General features: G+C 50.7%; 12 protein-coding genes and 1 riboswitch. Of the genes, 8 read left to right on the top strand and 4 right to left on the bottom strand.

The window, feature by feature from the left end:
* Positions 1-54 precede the first annotated feature (54 nt).
* Together DC20_RS04830 and DC20_RS22800 are read right to left on the bottom strand one after the other, a co-directional pair.
* Positions 55-426 (bottom strand): hypothetical protein, encoded by a 372-nt coding sequence (locus DC20_RS04830; protein ID WP_062542799.1) that lies wholly within the window; start codon positions 424-426, stop codon positions 55-57.
* Between the two features lie 241 nt (positions 427-667).
* Complete coding sequence (locus DC20_RS22800; protein WP_157593051.1) at positions 668-814, bottom strand: hypothetical protein; 147 nt, start codon at positions 812-814, stop codon at positions 668-670.
* 225 nt (positions 815-1,039) lie between these two features.
* Here DC20_RS22800 and DC20_RS04825 point away from each other — a divergent pair, with 225 nt between their 5' ends.
* From DC20_RS04825 to DC20_RS04790, 8 genes are all read left to right on the top strand, one after another.
* Positions 1,040-1,234, top strand: a complete 195-nt coding sequence (locus DC20_RS04825; protein WP_062542798.1) for a hypothetical protein — start codon at positions 1,040-1,042, stop codon at positions 1,232-1,234.
* A 397-nt stretch (positions 1,235-1,631) separates the two neighbouring features.
* A complete protein-coding gene (locus DC20_RS04820; RefSeq protein WP_245652302.1) occupies positions 1,632-2,414 on the top strand; it encodes an alpha/beta hydrolase in 783 nt (260 codons plus the stop codon).
* 135 nt (positions 2,415-2,549) lie between these two features.
* The gene (locus tag DC20_RS04815; protein ID WP_062542796.1) at positions 2,550-3,758 is read left to right on the top strand and encodes a PQQ-dependent sugar dehydrogenase; all 1,209 of its coding nucleotides are present in this window, start codon (positions 2,550-2,552) and stop codon (positions 3,756-3,758) included.
* Between the two features lie 60 nt (positions 3,759-3,818).
* Positions 3,819-4,313 (top strand): ATP-dependent zinc protease family protein, encoded by a 495-nt coding sequence (locus tag DC20_RS04810; RefSeq protein WP_062542795.1) that lies wholly within the window; start codon positions 3,819-3,821, stop codon positions 4,311-4,313.
* Positions 4,310-5,245, top strand: coding sequence for a 30S ribosomal protein S6--L-glutamate ligase (gene rimK, locus DC20_RS04805; RefSeq protein ID WP_062542794.1), 936 nt, complete (start codon positions 4,310-4,312; stop codon positions 5,243-5,245). Before DC20_RS04810 ends, rimK begins: the two co-directional genes overlap by 4 nt.
* On the top strand, positions 5,223-6,161 hold the full coding sequence (locus DC20_RS04800) for a succinylglutamate desuccinylase/aspartoacylase family protein (RefSeq protein ID WP_062542793.1): 939 nt from the start codon (positions 5,223-5,225) through the stop codon (positions 6,159-6,161). The genes rimK and DC20_RS04800 overlap by 23 nt, the downstream gene beginning before the upstream one ends.
* A gap of 105 nt (positions 6,162-6,266) precedes the next feature.
* Complete coding sequence (locus tag DC20_RS04795; protein WP_062542792.1) at positions 6,267-8,642, top strand: TonB-dependent receptor; 2,376 nt, start codon at positions 6,267-6,269, stop codon at positions 8,640-8,642.
* Between the two features lie 66 nt (positions 8,643-8,708).
* Complete coding sequence (locus DC20_RS04790) at positions 8,709-9,593, top strand: DUF4249 domain-containing protein (protein ID WP_169788157.1); 885 nt, start codon at positions 8,709-8,711, stop codon at positions 9,591-9,593.
* A 166-nt stretch (positions 9,594-9,759) separates the two neighbouring features.
* On the opposite strand, the gene metF is transcribed toward DC20_RS04790, so the two are convergent.
* The gene (gene metF / locus DC20_RS04785; protein WP_062542790.1) at positions 9,760-10,713 is read right to left on the bottom strand and encodes a methylenetetrahydrofolate reductase [NAD(P)H]; all 954 of its coding nucleotides are present in this window, start codon (positions 10,711-10,713) and stop codon (positions 9,760-9,762) included.
* A 227-nt stretch (positions 10,714-10,940) separates the two neighbouring features.
* Positions 10,941-14,630, bottom strand: coding sequence for a methionine synthase (metH, locus tag DC20_RS04780; protein WP_062542789.1), 3,690 nt, complete (start codon positions 14,628-14,630; stop codon positions 10,941-10,943).
* A gap of 80 nt (positions 14,631-14,710) precedes the next feature.
* A riboswitch (SAM riboswitch) is annotated at positions 14,711-14,819 on the bottom strand.
* Positions 14,820-14,951: the final 132 nt, after the last annotated feature.

Below are 14,951 nucleotides of genomic sequence, written 5' to 3'. Positions count from 1 at the left end.
ATACTCTATGTAAGGAAGTACTTAAGGATTGAGGAAATTGAAGGCCTCAGGAGGTTAGTTGTTGTCAGATTTCTCTACTGCTTTGGCTGCTTTCTTTGCTTGTTTGTCAGCGTTGGCTCTGTTTCTTTGCGCTTTTGCCTCCATTCTGGCCGCTTGTTTGGCTTCTCTGGCAGCATCTGAAGCTTCATTCTCTATCCGGTTAGCTTCTTTGGCATTGGCCTTGGCGACTTTAGCATCAGATAGGGCAGATTTCTTTTGCGCGGCCAAGTCGTTCAGGCGCTTTTTGTCACCCATGGCCTTGTCCCTGATAGAGTCCTGCTCCAGTTTTTGTTCCTGCTCATTTTGGGTGCTTTGCGCAAAAGCCTGGGCAGAGAAAAAAGTGAAGGCGCCTGTAAGTAAGGTGAATAATAAGGTCTTGGTTTTCATATCGTTATAAAATTTTTGTCATAGTAGGTATACGGCGTTATGACTAAAACAACTGAATATATTTATATATTAATTAAGTTGTCCATAGAAGTACAGGAAGCATAAAGACAAGTTCTGACTTTTTAGATGTTGATTTAGGTGATAGGGGAAGGGGTTAGGAATCAGTTAGTTGCTTGGCTTCAAGAAGGCTGTTCAGATTTTCGTACATGGCTTCCATTTCTCCCTCTTCCTCAAAATAATACTACAGTACCTGCGTGCGGTCTCCTTTTACAAGTTCAATTTCCAGCACCCCGGCATTTTTAGTGATGTCAAGCGTAACAGACACAATAAAGTTGGAGTTCAGGATCATCTCCTGAATGCTTCCTATGGCAGGTATCTTAATAAACATGGGTAGAAAGTTAAACAGCCAGCAGAGTGCAGGCTGTTTAGCAAACGAATTCCAGCAGCTTTCGGCCTACTTTCTGGAAAAGACTCGGTTTATGGTTTTGGAAACAGGAGCAGTGCTTGGGTAAAGGTGCCATACTAAGTGACTGTTCTTGTAAGAAGGCTTTCCTGAATCATTAATAACTCAGAAATAGCTCGTTATGCTGCTTTTATTTGCGTATCTTACATAATGATGGAAAATATATATCCCCAAGGGTCTGAAGTCTTCGCGAAAGTGAACCCAAGCCAAAAATTAACTGTGCGTCGCTACGCAAAACGGGTTTATTACTGCACTATACAAGAAAGCCCGGCGCTCAAGGAGTTGGTGTACTATGAGCGTGAGTTGATGGGTGCCACTGCTGCCCCATCAGGAAAGGCCGTTTAGTAAAAGCACACTCCTTCCACCCAGTATTTAAAGTAGCAGAATCTGTTACAGCGTTGTTTCTGTGACATGATTCTTTGCTTTTTCTTGTATTCACTCCTCCTTCTAAGTTGCGCTGCCCTTGGAATGACGCAAGAACCCAAAGTAACCAATAGGTCTACTTCCTTTCAACAGGAAACCTCCTTTCAAATAGAACTGCTTTTCCCTTTCTTCTACCACTCGGAAGTAAAAATCGGCTTTCTACCTATTCCTTTGGAAACATCCTGAATTTGTACGGCGTTTTCATTCTATCTCTATCTTCGGGCTAAAGATTACGTAAGGTATTTCTCTCGTAGTACCTTTTCGTCACACAGATAAAGCTTTCGCCAACGTGCCATTCATTCAGCTCAAATCCTCTAAAATGCATTACCGCATCATGGGCAATGGTCCACGTGCGTTGCTGGCATTTCATGGGTATGGGCAGGAAAGCCATTACTATGACACCATGGCCCGCACGCTGCAACCTGAGTACACGGTGTTTGCGGTAGATCTCTTCTTTCATGGCAAAAGTACCCTGAGCAAGGCAGACCTGCCGCTTTCCAAAAAAAAGCTGCAGGCGTTTGTGCAGGCATTGCTGGAAAAGGAGGGAATTAACTGGTTTTCAGTGATGGCGTTCAGCATGGGGGGCAAGTTTGCGCTCACGGTGCTGGAGAAGTTTCATGAGCAAATGGAGGAGCTCTACCTGATTGCCCCTGACGGAATCAAAACCCATTTGCTGTATAGCATAGCCACGTACCCAGGGTGGTTGCAGGGGCTGTTCAAGCGCATTGTGCTGCGGCCCACCCGTTTTTTTAACACCCTGAGCTGGCTGGAGCAGAAGCGGTGGGTAGATCCAGGATTGGTGAAGTTTGCCAACTGGCAGATGGACTCGCCCCAGAAACGTCTAAGGGTGTACCGCAGTTGGACCGGTTTCAGTAATCTCACCTTTGACACCCGCAAAATTGTACGCCTCCTGAACCAGAGCAATATTGAAGTGAATGTTTTCCTGGGAAAGTACGACCAAATCATTTCGCAGAAGCGTCTGGAGGTGTTTTTAAACGCCCTGAAGCGGCACAATTTAGTGGTATTGCAGACCGGGCACACCAATCTGCTGTACACCGTGGCCATGTGGCTGCGCAAACATCGCAATGAGACAGCCAAGTAGGTTTCTTTGCGTATACCCCTCTGAAAGAGAATTCAGTATTTCGCGTACTTTTACCATATTACCCTAAAAACGGGAATACAGTGGCGGTACACCTTCTGCTGGTTCCTTTTCTGCCATCCAGTACAATCTAAAACTATGAAACTCCCGGTACAATTAAAATGGGGTGCCTGCCTGCTGGTGCTTCTGGGCCAACTGGCCTGTTCCTCTAACTCGGGCAAGCCCGATGCCAACGAGGAAGGCGAAAGAACCTCTACCGCGGCCAAGGACACCGCCTCTGAGAACGTCACCGAGCAACCCGCCACCGATGCTGATCTAAGCAAAATCTCTTTGCCAGATGGCTTCCAGATCAGTTACTACGCTCGCAACGTGGTCAATGCCCGCTCCATGGCGTTGGGTCCGGACGGAACCCTTTATGTGGGGTCCCGTGACAAAGGCAGCGTATACGCCATTCCAGATAGAAACAAAGACGGCAAAGCCGATGAGGTAATCACTATTGCCACCGGACTTAACATGCCTAATGGCGTGGCCTTGCGCAACGGGTCGTTGTACGTAGCTGAGATCAGCCGCATCACGCGCTATGACAACATTGCTGCTAACCTGAAGAACCCGCCCAAGCCTGCCGTAGTTTATGACAAATTCCCTACAGAGGAACACCACGGCTGGAAATACATCGCCTTCGGGCCAGATGACAAGCTGTACGTGCCGGTAGGGGCACCTTGTAACATTTGCCTCCGGAAAGAACCGATATATGCCGCCATCAGTCGCATGAATCCAGACGGGACTGGTTTAGAAGTGTTCGCCAGCGGCGTGCGAAATACCGTGGGCTTTGACTGGCACCCTACCACCAAGGAACTCTGGTTCACAGACAACGGCCGCGACCTCATGGGCGACAACATGCCGCCCGATGAGCTGAACCGCGCCCCTCAAAAAGGCATGCACTTTGGATACCCATTCTGCCATGCCGGCGAAACCCTGGACCCAGAGTTTGGGAAAGGGAAAAATTGCGCAGACTACACCGCGCCCGTGCAGAAACTGAACCCGCACGGCGGCACCCTGGGCATGGAGTTCTACACCGGAGGCATGTTCCCCGAAACCTATAAAAACCAGATTTTCATTGCCGAGCACGGCTCCTGGAACCGTACTGAGAAGATTGGCTACCGCGTGAGCCTTTTCCGTACCGATGCGCAGGGCAAAGGCAGCTTTGTCCCGTTTGCCGCCGGTTGGTTACAGGACGGCAAAGAATGGGGCCGGCCCGTAGACGTAGAAGTGATGCCAGACGGTTCTATGCTGGTGTCTGATGACATGAATGATGCCATTTACCGTATCAGTTACACTGGAATTTAACACCGCTGGTTTCGGGTCTGTTTTCCTAAAATAGACCCGAAACCAGCTAAGCTTTAGGGTATGAAGAAAGACAAGCCTGAGAGAAAATTGATAGGGCGGCGGGAGATGGTTGATTTTCCTGAGCTTGAGTTATTTGAGATTGAGGCTAAAGTAGATACCGGCGCCTTCACGTCTTCCCTCCACTGCGACCACATCAGGGAGGTGGATTTGCCTAACGGGCAACGGGCGGTTCATTTTGAGTTGGTGCACGAAAGCAATCCCGCGTACAACCACAAGGTCTTTGAGTTCACAGATTTTGACCTGCGCACCGTGAAAAGTTCGTTTGGAGATGTGCAGGAACGCTACGTTATCCGTACTAAGGTCATTATCCATGGGCAGGAAATAGAAACGGAGTTTTCCCTTTCAGACCGCAGCGACCTCAAGTACCCTGTTTTGCTGGGTCGTACGCTGCTCCGGAAACGCTTCATCGTAGACGTGGCTAAGAAAAACCTATCGCTCAAGGCTAAAAACAGCCCAAAGAAAAGAAGTAATTCACCCAAGAACTCTCCTTTATGAAAATTGCGATTCTCTCGCGAGACCCCAAGTTATATTCTACCCGCCGGTTAGTAGAAGCCGCCCAGCAACGGGGCCATGAAGTAGTGGTGTTAGACCATTTGCGCTGTGACCTGGTCATGGAGAAAGGTGATCCGCACATTCTCTACAAAGGCGAATTACTCACCGACATAGACGCCATTATTCCTAGGATTGGGGCTTCTGTTACGTTCTACGGTACGGCGGTAGTGCGGCAGTTTGAGATGATGAAGGTGAAAAGCGTGGTGGCGTCACAGTCCATTGTACGCTCCAGAGACAAACTACGCAGCCTTCAGATCATGGCCCGGGCCGGATTGGGCATGCCGAAAACTGCTTTCACCAATTACTCTAAACAGGTAAGGGAGCTGATCAAGGAAGTAGGCGGTGCCCCATTGGTAATCAAGTTGCTGGAAGGTACCCAAGGGTTGGGCGTAGTGCTGGCTGAAACTCAGAAAGCTGCCGAGTCTGTAATTGAAGCTTTCCACAACCTCAAAGCCCGTATCATTGTGCAGGAATTCATTGCTGAAAGCAAGGGAGCCGACATACGGGTGTTTGTGGTAAACGGTGAAGTGGTGGGCGCTATGAAACGCCAGGGAAAAGAAGGCGAGTTCAGGTCTAACCTGCACCGCGGCGGCTCAGCCAGTCTGATCAAACTTTCCCGCGCCGAGAAAGCTGCCGCCCTCATGGCCGCCAAATCATTGGGCTTGGATGTGGCCGGCGTAGACATGCTTCAATCTAAACGTGGTCCGCTTATCCTGGAAGTGAACTCTTCGCCTGGCCTGGAAGGCATTGAAAAAGCCACCCAGACAGACATTGCGGGCAAAATCATTGAGTTCACTGAGTTGTTGGTGAAGAAGGGCAAGGATAAGAAAACTAAAACAAAGAGTACCCCTGATGGCGGAGATGATCATCAATGAGATTCCCATTTATCCGGGAGACAATAAATTAATCAGGTTAAACATCTCCCGTCTACCCAGCGGAACGGAAATAAACATTCCCATTCACGTCTTCCGGGCCACGGAGCCTGGGCCGGTGCTGTTGCTCATGGCGGGCATGCACGGCGATGAGGTGAACGGAGTTGAAACCATCCGACGTATGGTTCGGCGGCGGATGCTACAACCCCATAGAGGGACTATTCTGGCCATTCCTATCCTCAACATATACGGTTTCCTGAACTTCTCTCGGGAGGTGCCAGACGGAAAAGATGTAAACCGGAGTTTCCCTGGCAACCCTACCGGCTCTCTGGCCAGTAGGGTTGCCGCCCGTTTCACCCAGGAGGTATTGCCTTTGGTAGACTTCGGCATTGACTTCCACACGGGTGGGGCCAGCCGTTCTAATTTTCCGCAGATACGGTGTGAGCTGGAGGATGAGCAAAGCGAAGCCATGGCCCATGCCTTCGGGGCTCCTTTCATTCTGAACTCTAAACTAAGACCAGGCTCTCTGCGTGAAGAGGCTTCCAAGCATGGGAAATCCATTATTGTGTACGAGGCCGGGGAATCTTTACGGTTTGATGAAACCAGCATCAATACGGCCCTGGAAGGCACTGCCCGGGTCATGCACCATTTGGGCATTATTGATAATTCTGTTCCGGTTTCACATCCGCCGGTTGTGTGCAGAAAGACCACCTGGATCAGGGCCCGCAGAGCAGGCTTATTCCGAAGCTTTGTAAAGAATGGGCAGGCTATTAGCAGAGGGCAACAGGTAGGCACCGTAGCCGATCCATTCGGGTATGCCAGTCATCCTATTACATCTCATGTAAGCGGGTATGTGATTGGACTGAACCACATGCCCGTGGTCAACCAAGGAGATGCCATTCTGCACATTGGGTATTAAAATGTTTAGAGGAGAGTAGGGGTAAAGGTGGTTTGATTGGTCAATTACCTACATTGTAGGTAAACCGTACATGCGGCGTCCCTTTACGTCTCAACTCTATTCTTAATGTCATTCTATCTTAGGTTCCAGGATCTGGTAAGCCAATGCCTTCGCCAGATGCTTGTAGGCTTAGCCTTGCTGTTACTTCCGTTCACTGGATTTGCCCAGAAATTCACCATTAGTGGCTATGTGCGGGACGCCAAAACCGGCGAAAACCTGATTGGGGTAGCCATTCTCAACTCTGTCACTGGCCAGGGCACCGCCACTAACGCCTATGGCTTCTACAGCCTTACGCTTCCCAAAGACTCTGTGAAACTGGTGGCCTCTTACGTGGGCTATGAACGGGGTCTGTTTTCAACCTACTTAGACAAAGACCTGCAACAAAACCTCTTGCTTTCTCCGGCGGTCACTACCCTGCGTGAAGTAGAGATTGTAGGCACCCGCGAAGAGGAAGTGCGCGAAAGCACCCGCATGAGTACCATTAACATGAGTGTGGCACAAATAAAGGCAGTACCAGCTTTGTTTGGCGAGGTAGACGTACTTAAGGCGCTGCAATTGTTGCCAGGTGTGCAGTCGGGCGGCGAGGGGACTAGCGGCATGTACGTACGCGGCGGTGGCCCAGACCAGAACCTGATCTTGCTGGACGGGGTGCCTGTGTACAATGCTTCGCACTTGTTTGGTTTTTTCTCAGTGTTTACGGCCGAGGCTTTAAACAACGTAGAACTGGTGAAAGGTGGTTTTCCGGCCCGCTATGGTGGAAGGCTTTCTTCGGTGCTGGACATCTCTATGAAAGAAGGCAACATGAATCAGGTAGACGGCGAAGGTTCCATCGGGTTGATTGCCTCCCGTCTAACCGTGGGGGCACCCATCAAGAAAGATGTGGCTTCCTTTATTGTCTCAGGGCGCCGGACGTATATTGACGTGCTGGCCCGGCCTTTCATGAAAAAGGAAGAAGGGGTAGGCGGCTATTATTTCTATGACCTCAACGGGAAACTCAACTGGAAGGTAAGTGACAAAGACCGGCTGTATTTAAGCGCTTACACGGGCTATGATGAATTTTACGCCACCACCGAAGGCCGCGGCTCTGACAGTTACGAAAGCCGCGCCGGACTAGGTTGGGGCAACCTGACCTCAGCGTTCCGCTGGAACCGCATCATTAACCAGCGCCTTTTCCTCAACACGCACCTCACCTATACCAAGTACCAGTTTGACATCTCCAACGAAGAGGAAAGCAGATACAACAACGAAGACCATACCTTTAAACTCAAGTACCTGTCCAATATCCGGGATTTGAGCGCCAAACTAGACTTTGATTTTATTCCTAATCCTAATCACTACATCCGTTTCGGGACGCAGTACGTGCACCACCAGTTTCAGCCGGGAGCCCTGCAGTTAAAGGAAACCGGTGGTTCTTCCGCGGAAGACCTGGAGGTGAACACGCAGAAAACCAACGCGCAGGAAGTAGGGCTGTACATTGAAGATGACCTCCGGATTTCTGAGCGCGTGAAAGTGAACGTGGGCGTACGGGCCAATGGATTTTCTGTAAACAAGGAATTTTATTCCTCTCTGGAGCCTAGGGCTTCCCTGCGGTTTATTGCAAACGAAAAATTGAGTCTGAAAGCGTCTTACGCCAACATGACCCAATTCATTCACCTGCTCACCAACAGCGGCATCGGCTTGCCCACCGATTTATGGGTGCCTTCCACAGATAAGATAAAGCCACAGCGCTCGCACCAGGTGGCGTTGGGTGCCACCCGCACTATTGCCCAAGACAAACTGGAGGTGAGCCTGGAAGGGTATTACAAAACCATGCACAACCTCATTGAATACAAAGAGGGCGCTTCGTTCATTGGTATTTCCAACAGCTGGGACACCAAAGTAACCGCTGGTAAAGGCTGGGCGTATGGCATGGAGCTGTTCCTGCACAAGAAAACAGGTCGCACCAACGGCTGGATTGGCTACACGCTGGCTTGGTCTAACCGGCAGTTCGCAGAACTTAACAAAGGCGAAAAATACCCTTACCGTTATGACCGCCGCCATGATGTAGAGGTGGTGGTCATCCATCAACTTAAGCCCAACTTGTCTTTATCAGGAACCTGGGTGTACGGAACCGGGAACGCCATTACTTTGCCCCAGGCTCGCTACGTGGTTGGTGACTCATATCCAGGGGGCTACGGCGGCACAGCAACGTACAGCGACTACGGTTCGCGCAATGGCTACCGCATGGCCGCCTACCACCGCGCCGACATCAGCCTGAGCCATACCAAGAAGAAGAATTGGGGAGAGGTCGTCAACAACATTAGTTTCTACAATGCCTACAACCGCAAAAACCCTTACTACATCTATGTGGCCGGCGGAGAGAAAGAAGGCGATCCTGCCAAGTTCAAGCAAATAAGTTTGTTCCCCATACTGCCTTCCATCAGCAAAACCTTTAAGTTCTAGAAGACCATGTTACATTCTGTTTTTACCCTGTTTTCTGGAAAAGGAACCCAAAAAAGCCGTGGGTTAATGTTAGGAATTTCTTGCTTCGCGATGATGGTTATGGCTTCCTCCTGCGAAAAAGAAGTAGACATGGACGTGCCAGGTCATACCCCCAAACTGGCAGTTCAATACAGCCTGAGCACAGAGGAGCCCAATAAGAACATGTTTGTAGGCCGAAGCCAGCTTGTTTTGTCTGGCAATGATTTGTGGCGCAACGGCTTGGTGAAAGATGCCACCGTCTCTATCAAAGACGGCAGCGGAATTGTGCAGCAGGCCTTTGTTTACATGGCCAACGAGTACAACCCGGAACACGGCAACTATAAACCAGTCAATGAGTTTACTCCGGTGCCCGGAAAGCAGTACACCCTTGTCATCAGTGCGGGCGGATTTGAAACCATCCAAAGCACTCTGACCATGCCTGTGTCTGTGCCAGTGCAATCTTCTTCCTTCACCGCCGATGCCCAGAACAACTCCTACAACTTTTCAGGCAGGCTGCGCATCCAGTTCAATGACCTGCCCGGTCAGAATAACTACTACCGGCTTATCGTTCGGCTCCTGGATGCTCAAGGCAAAATTGTAGGACATGCCTTCTCTAACAATGCGAACGATGATATTTTTGGCGAAGAGGTGGAGAAGATTGAGCTGAACAAAGTCTTTGATGATGGCTGGGCGAAACAGAACGTGATCACCTTCTCAGACAAAGTAAGCTACTACAATGGCGGAAGCCAGCCAACCCAGCTGGAAGTCACCCTACAGCACCTCACCCGTGACTTGTTCCTCTATGAACGTTCCCGCGAAAATTACGAGGAAGACAACCCCTTCGCCGAACCCCTGAACCTGCACAGCAACATCCAGAACGGATACGGCAACTTCGGGGGAATTACCATTTCCAAGTTTAGGGTGAAGATGTAAGAGAGTTTAAGCGGTATTTATGAAAAAGAAGCTTAAAACGGCTTTCTCTTTTGTAAGCTAATTTTCCCAATCACCTACTTGGACATAAAAAGCGGAAGGCCCTTCACCCATAAGTGAAGGACCTTCCGCTTTTTGCTTGTTTTCTGAAAAACAGCTCAGAAGCTAATTAGAAAATCTCCCTGGCTACTGCCACGGTTGCATCTGATTTACTCATGGTGTAGAAGTGCAGGCAAGGCACCCCAAATGCCATGAGCTCTTTACATTGCTGAATGGTCCATTCAACACCTACTTGCTTCACGTCTTTTGAGGTTTGGCAGGCTTCTACTGCGTTTACCAGGTCTTCTGGTAAATCAATGTTGAAGTAACGGGGCAGAACGTTCAACTGGTTTTTGGTAGTCAGTGTCTTCAGTCCCGGGATGATGGGAACCGTAATTCCGGCGGCACGGCAGGCGTTCACGAACTCAAAGAACTTCTGGTTGTCAAAGAACATCTGCGTGATAATGTAGTTAGCGCCCAAGTCTACTTTCTGCTTCAGGTACTTTAAATCGGCCGTGAGGTTCGGAGCCTCCATGTGCTTCTCTGGGTAACCAGCCACCCCTATGCAGAAGTCAGTAGGCACGGGGTTTTCCATTTCCTCGTCCAGGTAATGGCCATGGTTCAGGTCCACCACCTGCTTGATCAGGTCAGTAGCATACGAATGCCCGTCTTTGTGCGGACGGAAACCAGGTTCGGTTTTTACCGCATCACCTCTTAAAAGCAGCACGTTGTCAATGCCCAGGAAGTTAAGGTCCATCAACGCATTCTCTGTCTCTTCCCGGCTGAAGCCTCCGCAGATGATGTGTGGCACCGCATCTACGTGGTACTTGTTCATGATGGCAGAACAGATACCCACCGTGCCGGGCCGTTTACGGATGGTAATTTTTTCCAGCAAGCCGTTCTCGCGCTCTTTGAACACGTACTCCTCGCGGTGGTAGGTCACGTTGATGAACGGCGGCTTGAACTCCATCAAAGGATCAATGCCCTGGTAAATAGACTGAATACTGGTGCCTTTTACCGGCGGAAGAATCTCAAACGAGAATAGGGTGTTGGTGGCGTTTTGTAAATGCTCAGTAACTTTCATGGAAGTTATATCTCTCAGGCGTTTGCCTTTCTTTTTGCTTTTATATCTCTCTCAATATTTTGTCATCCTGGAAAGGTCTTGCGAGCGAACGGTAGCAGCGCTTCTTCAACGCTTGTCTAGTTTGCGCACAAGATCTTTCCATGATAACAGAAGGGGAGGAGAGCCCTTCTCGTGTAGAAGATCTGTTTCAGGGCCGTTTACCATAAAACAGCCTTGAAACGCTCTGCTTAGTAATTTAAATTAGGTGACAACCAGCGCTCGGTTTCCTCTACGGTCATGCCTTTGCGTTGAGCATAGTCTACTACCTGGTCTTTCTCAATCTTACCTAACCCAAAGTACTTTGACTGTCTGTGCGCGAAGTACATGCCAGATACCGCAGCCGTAGGGTACATGGCCAAACTTTCCGTTAAGGTGATGCCCGTGTGTTTCTCCACCTCCAGCAACTGGAACAGCGTTGTTTTCTCGGTATGGTCTGGGCAAGCCGGATAACCCGGGGCCGGACGGATTCCCTGGTATTTCTCCTTGATCAGGTCTTCGTTCGTCAGGCTTTCCTCTGGCTCATAGGCCCAAAGTTCCTTGCGTACAATCTCGTGCAGTTTCTCCGCGAAGGCTTCGGCCAGACGGTCAGCCAAAGCTTTGGCCATGATGCTGTGGTAATCGTCGTGGTCCTGTTCAAAGGCAGCCACCAGTTTGTCCAAGCCATGTCCGGCGGTCACGGCAAAGCCACCGGTGTAATCTGCCAAGCCGGTTTCCTTAGGGGCTACAAAATCAGCTAACGCGATGTTAGGTACGTTTGGGCCTTTCTGGCCTTGTTGGCGCAGCGTACGGAGATGGGTTAACACCTGGGTACGCTGTTCATCGGTGTAGATTTCCACGTCATCGTCGCCTATGCTGTTGGCCGGGAACAAGCCAGCCACGCCGTTCGCGGTGAGTAGTTTCTCGTCCACAATGCGTTTGAGCAGAACTTGAGCATCGGCGTACAGTTTGGTGGCTGCTTCGCCAACCACCGCATCTTCTAACAGTTTCGGGAATTTACCATGCAGTTCCCACGCTTGGAAGAACGGAGTCCAGTCAATGTATGGCACCAGTTCCTCCAGCGGAAAATTCTGGAACACTTGTACGCCGGTTTTGGCGGGCGTATACACGTCTTCGGCTTTCCATTCTATGGGCAGTTTATTGGCGCGGGCCTGTGGCAAGGGCAGGTATTTCTTGTCTTTTTGCCGGCTCAAATAGCCTTCGCGCATCTGGTCGTACTCCAGGCGTATGTCCTGCGCATATTGCTCCTTATTGTCTGGGCTCAGCAGGTTACCAACTACCGGCACACTGCGTGACGCATCTAGTACGTGCACTACGGTGCCGTTGTAGGCTGGTGCAACTTTCACGGCGGTATGGGCACGCGAGGTGGTAGCACCGCCAATGAGCAATGGAATATTGAAGTTCTGGCGCTCCATTTCGCGGGCTACGTGCACCATTTCGTCTAGTGACGGTGTGATCAACCCACTGAGTCCGATTACGTCCACGTTGTGCTCGCGGGCGGCATCCAATATTTTATCGGCGGGCGTCATCACGCCCAGATCAATTACCTCGTAGTTGTTGCAGGCCAGTACCACGCCCACAATGTTCTTACCAATATCATGTACGTCGCCTTTCACCGTCGCCATCAGGATCTTTCCATTGGTCTGGCGGGTAGAGGTGTCACCAGAAGCGGCGGCGCGTACTTTCTCTTCTTCAATATATGGCAATAGGTAGGCCACGGCTTTCTTCATGACGCGGGCGCTTTTCACTACCTGCGGCAGGAACATCTTGCCTTCGCCAAACAAGTCACCCACCACGTTCATGCCGTCCATCAACGGGCCTTCAATTACTTCCAGCGGTTTCTGGTACAGGTGACGGGCTTCTTCCACGTCCTGGTCAATGTATTCTACCAGTCCTTTCACCAAAGCGTGCGTTAAACGCTTCTGCACTGGTTCGTTGCGCCAGGCCTCGTCGCGGACAATCTCCTTGCCTTTGTTTTTTACGGTTTCGGCGAACTCCACCAAACGCTCGGTGGCGTCCGGTCGGCGGTTCAGCAACACATCCTCCACACGTTCCAGCAGGTCCTTCGGGATTTCCTCATAGACCTCCAGCATACCGGCATTCACGATGCCCATGTCCAGACCGGCTTTGATGGCGTAGTACAGGAACACGCTGTGCATGGCCTCACGCACTGGGTCATTTCCCCGGAACGAGAAGGAAATATTACTTACCCCACCGCTTACTTTGGCACCCGGCAGGTTCTGTTTAATCCAGCGGGTGGCGTTGATGAAATCTACAGCGTAGTTGTTGTGCTCCTCCATGCCCGTGGCTACGGTCAGGATGTTCGGGTCAAAGATGATGTCCTCGGCGGGGAATCCTACCTCCTTGGTGAGGATATCATAAGCACGCTGACAGATCTGGATGCGGCGCTCGTAGTTATCGGCCTGGCCCTCTTCGTCAAAGGCCATCACCACTACAGCGGCACCATAGCTGCGCACTTTGCGGGCATATTCCTTGAACTTCTCTTCGCCTTCTTTTAGGGAAATAGAGTTCACGATGGCTTTTCCCTGCACACACTTCAAGCCAGCCTCAATCACGCTCCACTTGGAAGAGTCAATCATGATTGGCACCCGGGCGATGTCTGGTTCTGAGGCGATCAGGTTCAGGAACAAGGTCATGGCGGCTTCAGAGTCCAGCATGCCTTCGTCCATGTTCACATCAATGATCTGGGCGCCGTTCTCCACCTGCTGGCGGGCAATGGCCAAAGCTTCCTCGTACTGCTCGTTCAGAATCAGACGGGCGAATTTCTTGGAACCCGTTACGTTGGTACGCTCCCCGATATTCACGAAGTTTGACCCTTCGTACACTGTCAATGGCTCCAGGCCAGAGTAGGTAGGCACCGCTGGTAACTGAGGCAACGGACGTGGCGGATACTGCTTCGCAATCTCAGCAATGGCCTTGATGTGCGGCGGCGTAGTTCCGCAGCAGCCACCCACAATGTTCACGAAGTTGTTGTCCAAGAAATCTTTGATGTGCTGGCCCATCTGCTCCGGCGTCTCGTCATACGCCCCGAAGGCATTGGGCAGACCGGCATTTGGGTACGCACTCACGTAAAACTTAGACGCTTTGCTCAGACTCTGCAAGTGCGGCCGCAGCTGTTTGGCACCTAAAGCGCAGTTAAAGCCCACGCTCAACAACGGCATGTGAGATACTGAGTACAGGAACGCTTCCACAGTTTGGCCAGAAAGCGTACGTCCGCTGGCATCTGTAATTGTACCAGACACCATGAGCGGCAGGCGTTTGCCGGTTTGCTGGCTGTATTGGTCAATGGCGAATAAGGCAGCCTTGGCATTCAGAGTATCAAAAATGGTTTCCACCAGCAGCAAGTCCACGCCACCGTCTACCAGTCCGCGCACCTGTTCAGTGTAGGCATCTACCAGCTCGTCATACGTAATAGCTCGGAAGCCGGGGTTGTTCACGTCCGGTGAAAGGGAAGCAGTACGGTTGGTGGGGCCAATAGCGCCGGCCACAAAGCGCGGCTGGTTCGGGGTTCTGGCGGTCCATTCCTCAGCAGCCTCTTTGGCAATGCGCGCCGATTCATAGTTCATTTCGTACACCCACTCCTGCATGTCATAATCGGCCATGGCAATGGAGGTGCCGCTGAAGGTGTTGGTTTCGGCTATATCGGCGCCAGCCTCAAAGTAGAGGCTGTGTATTTCCTTGATAATGTGGGGTTGGGTGAGAGAGAGCAAATCGTTGTTGCCCTTCACATCCAGGTGGTAGTCTTTGAAACGCTCGCCACGGTAATCTTCCTCTTGGAGGTTGTACCGTTGGATCATGGTACCCATGGCACCGTCTAAGACTAATATTCGCTTTTGTACTTCTTCCTCTATTGGGGTCATCTTCTTTGCAAACCAAAGGTTAGGTTGCGTCTCAAGAAAGGGCAGGAGGAAGGGTGCAGGGTTAGGTAAGGCAAGGCCTGCACTCATCTCCCCATCGGCCGCAGGGGCGTCAGGTAGGAAGTAGCACCCAACTGAATTGGGTTGCTAAGACATCTCAGGGCCTAATCCCTCCGTCTTTCTTGATAAGCATCTGCAAAGGTAAGGGCTGCAGTTGGATTCTGCAAATATCGTTTAGGAGCTAAAGTACTTCAGAGCTAGTTTCTAGAAAAGAGGCGTAAAATGAAGACAGCTTGCTTTGATGGAGAAGGCCTGAAATAGAAA

This window comes from Rufibacter tibetensis (assembly GCF_001310085.1).
Taxonomy (GTDB): domain Bacteria; phylum Bacteroidota; class Bacteroidia; order Cytophagales; family Hymenobacteraceae; genus Nibribacter; species Nibribacter tibetensis.
Note: the sequence above shows the minus strand (reverse complement) of the source record. Positions and strands in the feature narration are given on the sequence as shown.

Bases quoted from the DNA above. Each gene is read 5' to 3' on its own strand.
- DC20_RS04795 (WP_062542792.1), top strand. From the start codon at position 6,267: ATGTCATTCTATCTTAGGTTCCAGGATCTGGTAAGCCAATGCCTTCGC.
- DC20_RS04790 (WP_169788157.1), top strand. From the start codon at position 8,709: ATGTTAGGAATTTCTTGCTTCGCGATGATGGTTATGGCTTCCTCCTGC.
- DC20_RS04830 (WP_062542799.1), bottom strand. From the start codon at position 426: ATGAAAACCAAGACCTTATTATTCACCTTACTTACAGGCGCCTTCACT.
- DC20_RS04815 (WP_062542796.1), top strand. From the start codon at position 2,550: ATGAAACTCCCGGTACAATTAAAATGGGGTGCCTGCCTGCTGGTGCTT.
- DC20_RS04800 (WP_062542793.1), top strand. From the start codon at position 5,223: ATGGCGGAGATGATCATCAATGAGATTCCCATTTATCCGGGAGACAAT.
- rimK (WP_062542794.1), top strand. From the start codon at position 4,310: ATGAAAATTGCGATTCTCTCGCGAGACCCCAAGTTATATTCTACCCGC.
- metH (WP_062542789.1), bottom strand. From the start codon at position 14,630: ATGACCCCAATAGAGGAAGAAGTACAAAAGCGAATATTAGTCTTAGAC.
- DC20_RS04820 (WP_245652302.1), top strand. From the start codon at position 1,632: ATGCATTACCGCATCATGGGCAATGGTCCACGTGCGTTGCTGGCATTT.
- DC20_RS22800 (WP_157593051.1), bottom strand. From the start codon at position 814: ATGTTTATTAAGATACCTGCCATAGGAAGCATTCAGGAGATGATCCTG.
- metF (WP_062542790.1), bottom strand. From the start codon at position 10,713: ATGAAAGTTACTGAGCATTTACAAAACGCCACCAACACCCTATTCTCG.
- DC20_RS04810 (WP_062542795.1), top strand. From the start codon at position 3,819: ATGAAGAAAGACAAGCCTGAGAGAAAATTGATAGGGCGGCGGGAGATG.
- DC20_RS04825 (WP_062542798.1), top strand. From the start codon at position 1,040: ATGATGGAAAATATATATCCCCAAGGGTCTGAAGTCTTCGCGAAAGTG.